The organism is Pseudomonas sp. XK-1 (assembly GCF_038069885.1).
GTDB lineage: Bacteria > Pseudomonadota > Gammaproteobacteria > Pseudomonadales > Pseudomonadaceae > Aquipseudomonas.
Genome location: NZ_JBBPES010000002.1, coordinates 458,735 through 469,186 on the forward strand (window position 1 = coordinate 458,735; position 10,452 = coordinate 469,186).

The 10,452-nt window shown below is 65.0% G+C and carries 9 protein-coding genes; 5 read left to right on the forward strand and 4 right to left on the reverse strand.

All coding sequences use genetic code 11. From position 1 onward, the window contains the following. The first annotated feature begins 18 nt into the window (after positions 1-18). The 5 genes from WMW70_RS07800 to fhuB all read left to right on the forward strand — a co-directional run bounded on the left by WMW70_RS07800 (position 19) and on the right by fhuB (position 4,782). The gene (locus tag WMW70_RS07800; protein ID WP_341436936.1) at positions 19-396 is read left to right on the forward strand and encodes an Hsp20/alpha crystallin family protein; all 378 of its coding nucleotides are present in this window, start codon (positions 19-21) and stop codon (positions 394-396) included. Between the two features lie 63 nt (positions 397-459). Beyond that, positions 460-963, forward strand: coding sequence for an Hsp20/alpha crystallin family protein (locus tag WMW70_RS07805; RefSeq protein ID WP_341436937.1), 504 nt, complete (start codon positions 460-462; stop codon positions 961-963). A gap of 195 nt (positions 964-1,158) precedes the next feature. Next, positions 1,159-1,920 (forward strand): ATP-binding cassette domain-containing protein, encoded by a 762-nt coding sequence (locus WMW70_RS07810; protein WP_341436938.1) that lies wholly within the window; start codon positions 1,159-1,161, stop codon positions 1,918-1,920. After that, on the forward strand, positions 1,920-2,780 hold the full coding sequence (locus tag WMW70_RS07815; RefSeq protein ID WP_341436939.1) for an ABC transporter substrate-binding protein: 861 nt from the start codon (positions 1,920-1,922) through the stop codon (positions 2,778-2,780). The genes WMW70_RS07810 and WMW70_RS07815 overlap by 1 nt, the downstream gene beginning before the upstream one ends. After that, positions 2,773-4,782: a Fe(3+)-hydroxamate ABC transporter permease FhuB gene (gene fhuB, locus WMW70_RS07820; RefSeq protein ID WP_341436940.1), complete on the forward strand. Its 2,010-nt coding sequence runs from the start codon at positions 2,773-2,775 to the stop codon at positions 4,780-4,782. Before WMW70_RS07815 ends, fhuB begins: the two co-directional genes overlap by 8 nt. A 176-nt stretch (positions 4,783-4,958) precedes the next feature. Here fhuB and fhuF read toward each other — a convergent pair whose 3' ends face one another. The 4 genes from fhuF to WMW70_RS07840 all read right to left on the reverse strand — a co-directional run bounded on the left by fhuF (position 4,959) and on the right by WMW70_RS07840 (position 10,381). Beyond that, positions 4,959-5,705 carry a siderophore-iron reductase FhuF gene (fhuF, locus tag WMW70_RS07825; protein ID WP_341436941.1) on the reverse strand — a complete coding sequence of 249 codons (747 nt, stop codon included), beginning with the start codon at positions 5,703-5,705 and terminating at the stop codon, positions 4,959-4,961. Between the two features lie 13 nt (positions 5,706-5,718). Then, positions 5,719-7,029 carry a lysine N(6)-hydroxylase/L-ornithine N(5)-oxygenase family protein gene (locus tag WMW70_RS07830; protein WP_341436942.1) on the reverse strand — a complete coding sequence of 437 codons (1,311 nt, stop codon included), beginning with the start codon at positions 7,027-7,029 and terminating at the stop codon, positions 5,719-5,721. A 111-nt stretch (positions 7,030-7,140) separates the two neighbouring features. Next, positions 7,141-8,157: a GNAT family N-acetyltransferase gene (locus WMW70_RS07835; RefSeq protein WP_341436943.1), complete on the reverse strand. Its 1,017-nt coding sequence runs from the start codon at positions 8,155-8,157 to the stop codon at positions 7,141-7,143. Next, positions 8,147-10,381 carry a TonB-dependent siderophore receptor gene (locus tag WMW70_RS07840; RefSeq protein WP_341436944.1) on the reverse strand — a complete coding sequence of 745 codons (2,235 nt, stop codon included), beginning with the start codon at positions 10,379-10,381 and terminating at the stop codon, positions 8,147-8,149. The genes WMW70_RS07835 and WMW70_RS07840 overlap by 11 nt, the downstream gene beginning before the upstream one ends. Positions 10,382-10,452 lie beyond the last annotated feature (71 nt).

A 10,452-nucleotide genomic window follows, 5' to 3' on the forward strand; every position in this document is an offset into this window, starting at 1 on the left:
GACAAAGGAGGAATCGCCATGAACGACAAACAGGCAGTCAGCCGTAGCGAACGCCCCGAGGAGACCCGGACCCTGCTACCGCTGGTGGATGTATTCGAAGACAGGGATGGCATTCTGCTGATCGCCGATCTGCCCGGCGTGCCCAAGGACAAGCTCGAACTGCGGATCGACAACGACACCCTGCTGATCGAGGGCGAGATCGTCCAGGATGCCCCGGAGCAACTGGAGGCGGCCTATGCCGAAGTGCGTCTGTCGCGCTACCGCCGGGCCTTCAGCCTGAGCAGCGAACTGGACAGTGAGCGGATCGACGCGCAGCTGCGCGATGGCGTGCTCAACCTGCGCATTCCCAAACACGCCCATGCGCAACCGCGCAAGATCGAAGTCAAGGTTGTCTGAACCACCAGAGCGGCCGCGTCTATTTTGCCGGCCGCGGCCGCTCGCAACCTGGAGGTCATCGATATGGAAAAACTCAGTGAACTGAAACAAGGCCTGGAAGAAACCTGGCACTCGCTCAGCGAGGGCTGGCGTCACCTGCGCGAACGCACCAGCGGCACTCTGACCCGCTTCACTCCATCGTCCAAGGGCAAGACGCCGGCAGAGCGCGCGCAAACCGCCGACTTCCCCTCGGCGGACTGGGCGCTGCTGGCAGGCGATGTATTCGAGGACAACGACAAGTTCGTCGTGCGCCTGGAAGTGCCCGGCCTGGACAAGCACAACTTGGACATAGAAGTACGCAACGACCTGCTGATCGTTCGCGGCGAGAAGCACTCCGAGCAGGAGTCCAGCAGCGGCCAGTACCGCGTGCGCCAGTGCGCCTTCGGCAGCTTCCACCGCAGCATCCCGCTGACAGTGCCAGTGCTGGCCGACAAAGCCTCGGCCAGCTACCGCAATGGCGTGCTGCGTATCGAACTGCCCAAGGCAGAGCGCAGTGGTGGCCGGCGTATCGAGGTGCGCGGCGAATAGGAGCGGTTGCGCCGAGCAGATGCAATCCGGGCAGCGGTAGCTGCCATAAGATCGCTCCCGGATTGCATCCGGGCTAGGGAACTGTATGCAGCCGCCCTTCAGCTCGCACAGCATAACAATTGATAAGCATTAGCATTATGAATTAAGGTTCGCGCTTTCCTGCCCGCCGCCGCAGGAGCGTTTTTGGAGCCTTGTATGTTCGACCTGCAAAGCGTCAGCTTCAGCTTGTCCGATCGAACCCTGTTGCACCCGCTCAGCCTGAGCATCGCCCACGGGCAGATGGTTGGCCTGATCGGGCATAACGGTTCCGGCAAATCCACCCTGCTGAAACTGCTGGCCCGCCAGCAGGCACCGAGCCATGGCAGCCTGAGCCTGGACGGCAAAACCCTCGCCGACTGGCAGGAACGCGCCTTTGCCCGGGAAGTGGCCTACCTGCCGCAGCAGTTGCCGGCGGCTTCCAGCCTGACGGTGCGCGAGCTGGTGGGTTTCGGTCGTTACCCCTGGCACGGTCTGCTCGGCCGCTTCAGCCAAAAGGATCATGAAAAAGTGGCTCAGGCCCTGAGCCTGACCGATACCGAGCGCTTCGCCGAGCGCCTGGTCGACAGCCTGTCCGGCGGCGAACGGCAGCGCGTCTGGCTGGCCATGCTGCTGGCCCAGGACAGCCGCTACCTGCTGCTCGACGAACCGACCTCGGCCCTCGATATCGCCCACCAGGTGGAAGTCCTGGCCCTGGTGCGCGATCTCAGTCAGCGCCTGGATCTGGGCGTGGTGGTGGTGCTGCACGACATCAATATGGCCAGCCGTTATTGCGACCGCCTGATCGCCCTGCACAGCGGCCGCCTGCTGACCCAGGGCACGCCGCAGGAACTGATGACCGACAGCACCCTGGAAGCCATCTACGGCATCCCCATGAATGTGCTGCAGCATGCCGGCCAACCCATCGCCGTGGTGAACTGATGCGCGCCTGGCTTGCGCTCTGCCTGCTGCTGATCGGCTGCGTTGCCCAGGCTGCGCCGCCGCAACGCATCGCGGTGATCGACTGGGGCATCGCCGAAACCCTGCTGGGCCTGGGCGTCACCCCCATCGCCGTGGCGCAGACCGAAGGCTATCGACGCTGGGTCGGCACGCCCGCGTTGCCGGAGGATGTCGTCGACCTCGGCCTGCGAATCGAGCCCAATCTGGAATTGCTCAGCCAGCTCAAGCCCGACCTGATCCTGATCACGCCGCAGTTCGCGGCCAGCCGCGCGCAGCTCGAACGCATCGCCCCGGTACAGTCCCTGGCCATCTATACCCGCGAAGCGGAAGGCTATGTCGGCGCGCAACAGGTCACCCGCGAGCTGGCCGCCCTGCTTGAGCGCAAGGCCGAAGGCGAAGCGCTGATCGAGCGGATCGACGCCAGGCTGCTGCAGGTACGCCAGCGCCTGAGCCTGTACCCGTTGCCCGCTTTCTATATCGCCACCTTTCTCGACGCCCGGCATGTGCGCCTGTTCGGCAAACAGAGCCTGTACCAGGGCGTGCTGGATCGCGTCGGCCTGCGCAACGCCTGGCAGGGTCCGACCAACTACTGGGGCTTTACCCAGGCGGGGATCGAGCGTCTGGCTGAACAACCGCAGGCCGCGCTGATCTATCTCGAACCCCTGCCGCCCGGCACCGCCCAGGGCCTGGCCGCCAGCGCCCTGTGGCAGCGCCTGCCCATGGTGCGCGAGCAGCGCGTGTATGGCCTGCCGCCGGTGTGGAGTTTCAATGGGTTGCTGGCCGCCGAACGCTTCGCCGGCCTGCTCGAACAACGTCTGAGCGAGGAATATGGTCATGACTGAATCCGTGGCCCGCCTGCCGCTCGGCCCACGCCAGGGCTTCAATGCCAGCCCCTTCTGGTTGTGCGCCCTGCTCCTGCTCGGCGTAGCGGCGCTGGTCATCAACGACCTGACCCTGCGCCTGCCCGGCACCCCCTGGCTACAGGCACTCTGGCAGCCAGACGAAGGCGATATCCGCCAATTGGTGGTGCATTACAGCTGGTTGCCGCGCCTGTGCATGGCCGCATTGTGTGGCGCGACCCTGGCCCTGGCCGGTACGGTGATGCAGCAGGTGCTGCGCAACCCTCTGGCCTCGCCCACCACCCTGGGCGTGGCCAGCGGCGCACAACTGGCCCTGGTGGTCGCCACCCTGTGGGCCCCCGGCCTGCTGCTGATCGGCCGTGAGTGGGTGGCCATGGCCGGTGGCGGAGCCGCGGCGCTGCTGGTGTTCAGCCTGGCCTGGAAGCGCGGTCTGGCACCCTTGACCCTGATCCTCGCCGGCCTGGTGGTCAGCCTATACCTGAGCGCACTGAACACCAGCCTGATGCTGATCCAGCAGCAGGACATGAACGCGGTATTTATCTGGGGTTCGGGCTCACTCAGCCAGAACAGCTGGAACGGCGTGGACTTCCTGCTGCCGCGCCTGGGCCTCGGCCTGCTTCTGCTGCTGCCCTTGCTGCGCCCCCTGGGCCTGCTCGAACTCGACGACAATGGCGCGAAAAGCCTCGGCGTGCCGCTACAGTTTCTGCGCTTTTCCAGCCTGACCCTGGCGGTATTCCTCAGCGCCTGCGTGGTCAGCGTGGTCGGGGTGATCGGCTTTATCGGCCTGGCCGCACCGGCCCTGGTGAGACTGCTCGGTGCGCGCACGCTGCGCGCCCGACTGATCTGGGCACCAACCCTGGGGGCGCTGCTGCTGTGCGTGACCGACCTGAGCATCCAGTACCTGGCCGGCAGCCTGGCCGAGCTGATCCCCACCGGTGCCGCCACCGCCCTGCTCGGCGCGCCGCTGCTGCTCTGGCTGCTGCCGCGGCTGCAACTGAGCGGCGGCCAACCCCAGGGCGAAAGCGCCGCGGCACCCCTGCGTTACCCGCGCCCGACGCTGCGCTTGCTGCAGCTGGGCGCTGTGCTGCTCGCCAGCCTGTTGCTGGCACTGGCCATCGGCAAGGGGCTCGAAGGCTGGCAATGGCAGCTCAGCGACCTGCAATTGCTCGACTGGCGCTTGCCGCGGGTGACGGCTGCCGCGGCGGCCGGCTTGATGCTGGCCATCGCCGGCACACTGATCCAGCGCCTGACCGGCAACCCCATGGCCAGCCCGGAAGTGCTGGGCATCAGCGCCGGTGCCGCGCTCGGGTTGATCGCCGTGCTGTTTCTGCTGCCCTACTCCGGGCTGCCGGCGCAGCTCGCCCTCGGCGGCCTGGGCGCGCTGCTGACCTTGCTGTTGCTGCTGGGCATGAGCCGACGCAGTGGCTTCGCCGCGGAACGGGTGCTGCTGATCGGCATCGCCATCAGCGCGTTTTTCGATGCGCTGCAGGTGATCATCCTCGCCGGCGGCGACCCGCGCGGGCAGAACCTGCTGAGCTGGTTGTCCGGCTCGACCTATTTCGTCACCGCACAGACGGCCTTCGGCGTGCTGCTGTGCGCCGCGCTGCTGCTGTTGGCGGCCCTGCCCTGCGCACGCTGGCTGGAGCTGCTGCCCTTGGGCGACAGCAGCGCCAAGGCCCTGGGCGTGCACCTGGGCAAGAGCCGTTTCTACCTGCTGCTGCTCGCCGCGCTGCTGACCGCCGGCGCGACCCTGGTCGTCGGCCCGCTGAGCTTTATCGGCTTGCTCGCTCCACACCTGGCGCGCCTGCTTGGTCTGACCCGCGCCCTGCCGCAACTGCTGGGCTCGGCGCTGCTTGGGGCGACGGTGATGGTGCTGGCCGACTGGCTGGGACGCAATCTGCTGTTCCCGATCCAGCTCCCCGCCGGCCTGCTCGCCTCGCTGGTGGGCGGTGCCTACTTTATGCTGTGTCTGCGTAAGCGTTGATAGGCCGAATGGGGGGACTCCCCGGATTACGCCAAGGCTTATCCGAACGACGAGACTGCAATCGGTGGGGTGCGCCGTGCGCGCCATAAATTGGCGCTGGCCCCGGTGCGCACGGCGCACCCTACGAAGTGGAGGCCTTGTGTCGGAGCGGCTGTGGCGTTATCAGCCGCCGTCGCTCAATCCAGCTCGCCGCCTTCTGCCGGCGGGCAGTCGAGGTGGGGACAGTTGTCGCACATGGCCATGGCCAGCTGATTGCGGATGCAGCAGGTGCGGCGCTGCCGCCAGGGCGTCTGGCCTTGGCCCTGTTCGATATAGCGCACCGGCTCGAACAGCGGGTTGCGCGAGCCGTCCGGGCGCAGCCGGGTTTGCAGTAGCGCATGGCCATGGGCCAGGGTCGCAGCGGGAAACGGCAAGCGGCCCAGGGTGCTCATAAACCATTCGACATAGTTGCCGGCGTTGCTCCACAGCACCCGCGGCGCGACCTTGCGGTAGCGGTTAAGGGCGGCGATAAAGGGTGCGAGGTTGTCATCCAGCAGACCGGAAAAACGCTCGAAACCATCGTTTGGCGGATTGCTCCAGCGCTCGCCCTCGCCGGGTAGCTTGAAGGCCTCGGGCAGGCCATCGGCCCCCACCACCACCTCGAGCCCATCGAAATCCAGCGGCAGTCGCCAGTTGAGAATCAGCCCCGCCGCCAGCACCGGCGGTATCAGGCGCAGAAAGTAGTACTTCGACCAGAGCGACAGCAGCGCGCGGCGGTCGCCATCGGCGTGCTCGGGGCCGAAACGCAGCAGCCACTCCTCCAGCCGCTGCGGCTCGACGAAGTCCCGCGCCGGCAAAGCCGGGCGGGGATCGTCGTGCAGGGTCAGCACGTCGCGATAGTGGGCGAACTGGCCCTGAAACAGCGGAGCAATGGCTGGGATCAACTTAAGTCTCTCGTCATGCGCAGGCGCTGGCGGGGGTACGCGGTCGGCGGCCCTGCTCCAGCAGCGCGTCGACCACTTCCTGGGAGCGTACCGACAGCACCGACAACAGGGTATCGCTCAGGCCATGGCTGGCCTCGCAGCAGCCTTGCAGGTAGATATTGGGGAGGAACCCGGCCTGGGTCGGCAAACGGTAGCTGCGCTCCACTTCGCCGGCGGCCAGGTAATGGCTGAGGCCTTCAAGCAGGCGCTGGTGGCCGTCGCGGCGGTAACCGGTGGCGAGCACCACGCCGTCGAACTCACGCACCTCGTTGTGGCCGTTGTGGCTATCACTGAGGCTCAGACGAATACCTTCGGCGACGGCCTCGACCCCATGGATCTGCCGGTTGGCCAGCAGCCGCTGGGTTCTGCGCCCGGTGATGGACTGCTGATACAAGCCCTGGTAGATGCGCTCGATCAGGTCCAGATTGACCACTGAATAGTTGGTATGGGCGTGGGCGCGGATCAGCTCCTGGCGCACGGCATGGGGTTGCTGGTAGATCAGGTCGGTGTACGAGGGGTCGAAAATCTCGTTGACGAAGGGGCTGTCGTCCGCCGGGCGCAGGGCCTGGCTACGCATGATCAGGGAAACCTCGGCCTGCGGGAAGCGCCCGGTAAGGTCGCTGAAGATTTCCGCCGCGCTCTGCCCGGCACCGATCACCGCCAGGCGCTGGGGCTGCTCACCCCCGCCACCCAGGGCCTCGATGCGCTCGCGATACTGCGAGGAATGGAGCACCCGCGGCTCGTCGCGCAATGGCCGAAACGCCTCGGGGATCGACGGCAGGCCGCCGATGCCGACCACCAGGTTACGGGTTACCCGCGCCCGGGTGCGGCCGTCGGCGTAACGCGAAATCACCCGCAGGCGCTGCACTTCGCCCTGCTCCTCGATGGCCTCGACGGCGATCACTTCCTCGCCGTAATGCACGCGCTCGGCGAAGTGACCGGCGGCCCAGCCCAGGTAGTCGTTGTACTCGACGCGCGAGGGGTTGAAGCTGCCGATATTGATAAAGGGCTCCAGACGGCGTTTCTGGTGCAGGTAGTTGATAAAGGTAAAGCGGCTCGCCGGATTGCGCAGGGTTGCCAGGTCCTTGAGAAAGGAGATCTGCATGCGACTGTCTTCCAGCAGCATGCCGCCGTGCCATTCGAAGGCCGGCTTCTTTTCCAGGAAGCAGCAGCGCAAGCCGCCTTCGCGCCCCCGTCGATCCTCTTCCAGGGCTACGGCAATGGCCAGGTTGGCCGGGCCGAAACCCAGGCCGATTACGTCGTATTCCAGTGTTTCAATACTCATGTCTGGCACCGATTCTGTGGTCTGTGGCTGGTAATGGGACGCCGTGCGTCCCGCCTAACCTCATCAGTGGCCGCGTTATGCGCGGCTCGTGTTATTGCCGCACGCCTCAGCTCAGCAGAGCGGGCAGCGCGCAAAAAAAGTCTCCCGCTCCAGCACCATCAGCGCGGCGCGTTTATGCGGAAAGTCGAACTCCTTGTGCCTGGCGAAACCCAGCGCCTGCAAATGCTGGATCATCCGCGCGTTGTCGGCGCGCGGTTCACAGACGATGCGCTGAGTTCGCGGCTCGTCGAGAAACAGGTAGTGCACCAGGGCAGCGAGCCAGGCGGCGACCTTGTGCGGACCGCGATGGGCATCCTCGCCAACCAGCATATGGATGCCGCGGTCGTAATCCTCGGCCGGATAGAAGGGCGCGATGCGGTCCTCCTTGGCCCAGTAGGCTTCGTAATAGGCAAAGGGCTGCTCGTCGAAGGCAGCGACCAGGGTCAGCACCCGCGGATCGACGGCCAGGTTTTCGAGGTAAGCGCGGTGCTGTTCCAGGTCACCTTCTTCCTGCCAGAAGGCCGCCACCCGCGGGTGGTTCTGCCAGCGGTTGAAGCGCTGTAGATCGCCCTCGATATCCAGGCTGCGCAGGGCAATCCATGCACCGAGGCGGGCATCGAAGCGCCGATAGACTTCGCCGACCGGCTTCGGCGCGCGCCGCGGATGACGCCGCCCGCTTGGGTGCATCACCAGACTTTGCGGATAACTGGAGCTGGCCGGGGCGCGTACAAAGCGCCCCGGCAGTTGCCAGAACATGCTGCGCTCGATCAGCCACAGCCCCTCTGCATCGCCCTTAACCAACAAGCCGCGCGCCAGCAGCGCCGGGTCGACTTCGTCGAGCCTCAGCGCCACGGTCTGGCAGGCGGCATCGCCTGCGAAGCAGGCGTACGCCAGCAGTTCGAGGGCTGCGACCTGGGCCTGCAGGGACAGCTCCACAGGTTGCAGCACCGGCCCTGTGCCGTGCTGCAGGCGGCGGGCGCGCAGCAGCGGCTGCTCGTCCAGGCGCAGGGCCAGGCAATCACCATCGTCGGCGAGGCTCAGCCGCTGCCCATCGGGCAACGGCAGGCTGCGGGGCGGCTTACCAGGCATAGCTGGCACTGGCGATGAGATTGCGACGATTGCCGTACCAGCAGTAGTAGTCGCAGGCGGTGATGTATTCCTTGTCGGTCAGGTTGTTGGCATTGAGCTGAACCCGGAAGTTGTCCCAGTCGTAACTGACCATGCCATCGAGAATGGTGTAGGACGGCACTTCCAGGGTTTCCGTGTTATCCCCGTAGCTGGAGCTGGTATGCCGAGCCCCTGCGCCGAAGGCCAGGCCATCGAGCACGCCGCCACGAACCCGGTAACGGGCCCAGATCGACGCCATCTCGTCGGCGACGTTGGCCGGGGTCTTGCCTTTTTCCGCCGCGCGGGTGGTTTTGGTGGTTTCCGGGTCGAGCTTGGTATAGCTGGCCACCAGGCTCAGGCTCTCGGTGACGTTGGCCTGGGCCTCCAGTTCGATGCCGCGGCTGCGCACTTCACCCAGCTGGGTCTGAATCCCTCCGGTCAGGGTTTTGCGCACGTTTTCCTGAGTCAACTCGAACAGTGCAACGTTGAACGAGCCATCGAACCCTGGAGGCTGATACTTCAAGCCCAACTCTTTCTGCTCGCCCTGCTCCGGCTCGAAAGGCTTGCCGGTGCTGGTATTCAGGTCGGTAACCGGCAGGAAGAATTCGGAATAGCTGGCATAGGGCGTCAGGCCGTTGTCGAAGATGTAGGCAACACCGGTGCTCCAGGTGAAATCCTCGTCGCGGACATTGAAGCCGACACCGGTGCTGTCATTGTCGAAATCGGTGCGCGACTTGTCGTAGCGCCCACCCAGCAGGAAAACCCAACGGTCATCGAGCTTGAGCTGCTCCTGGAAGTAGAAGCCGATCTGATCGGCGCGGGTCTGTTTGCGCTGCAATGCGCCGGGATCGATCGACTGGCCGTAGGTCGGGGTAATGGTGCCGACGAGGGGCAAGGTCACAGTGGCGGAATTCTTGGGGTTGTAGATATCCAGCAGCGGCACGCTGGGGAAGCTGGCGTCGTTGGCCGGGCTGCGGTCGTCGATCTTCAGCTGCTGGTAGTCGACGCCGAGCAGCAGGCTGTTCTCCCAGCCATTGCCGATCCAGTTGCCGAGCAGGCGGTTGTCCACCGAAACGTTGTCCGCCTGGCCGTCGCGGTAAGTCAGGCCACGGGCGATCAGGCTCTGGCTCGGGTCGAGGCCGGGGAAGGAGTCGTTGACATAGCCGAGGCTGTAAAGCTGACGCAGCTCCAGATCCATATGGCCGTAGCGCAGGTTCTGCTGGAAATCCCAGGCATCGCTAAGTCGATGGTTGAATTCATAGCCCAGGGTGTACTGGGTGCGGTTGAACTTCTCGTAACCGGGGTCGCCGACGGCGGTATCGGTGTCGATCTTGCCGTTCGGGTTGGAGGCGATGGTGCCGCTGGCCGGAAGAAACTGCAGCTGCGGGTCCGAGTTGTCCTTCTGGAAACTGGCCAGCAGGGTCAGGGAGGTGTCGGCATCGAAGTTCATGGTCAGCGACGGGGCCAGCAGCAGGCGCTCGGCGTCCACGTCGTCGACCTGGGTGCCGGTGTCGCGGCTCAGGGCCACCACGCGGTACAGCAGATCGCCCTGCTCGTCGAGTTTGCCGCCCACATCCAGGCTCAGCTGCTTGCGATCATAGCTGCCGTATTGAACGCCAATTTCATTCTTGTGCTCGGCGCTCGGGCGCTTGCTCTGCAGATTGATCAGGCCGCCCGGCGGGGTCTGACCGTAGAGCACCGAGGACGCGCCCTTGAGCACCTCGATACGTTCGAGCATAAAGGGGTCGATCTGCCAGCTGTAGAAGGCGCTGGAGTAGATGCGCGAGCCGTCCATAAACAGGCCGTTGTTGGCCTGCTTGAAGCCGCGAATGATAAACCAGTCCTGCTTGTTGTCCTCGCCATAGAAGCCCGCCTGAACGCCCGGCACATAACGCAGGGCATCGCTGACGGTCTGTACGTTGCGGTCGTCCATCTGCTCCTGGGTGACCACCGAAACCGAGCGTGGGGTTTCGTTGAGCGGGGTGTTGATCTTGGTCGCGCTGCGGCTGTTCTTCGCCACGTAGCCCTGGTCTTCGCCGACCGGGCTGTCCAGCTCGCCGGTGATGCGCATGCTCTCCAGTTCGACGGGCTCATCCGCCGCCTGCAGCGGGCTGGCCAATAATGCCAGGGCATAGCCCATGGCCAGCGGCAGCTGCGCCTTGTTGAATGGGCACTTTGACAACCGGTACTTCGCTAAGCGCTGCATCAAACACTCCCCAGATAAAATACTAATCAGAATTATTCTCATTAACTCGAACTTCCACCACTAAGACGAAT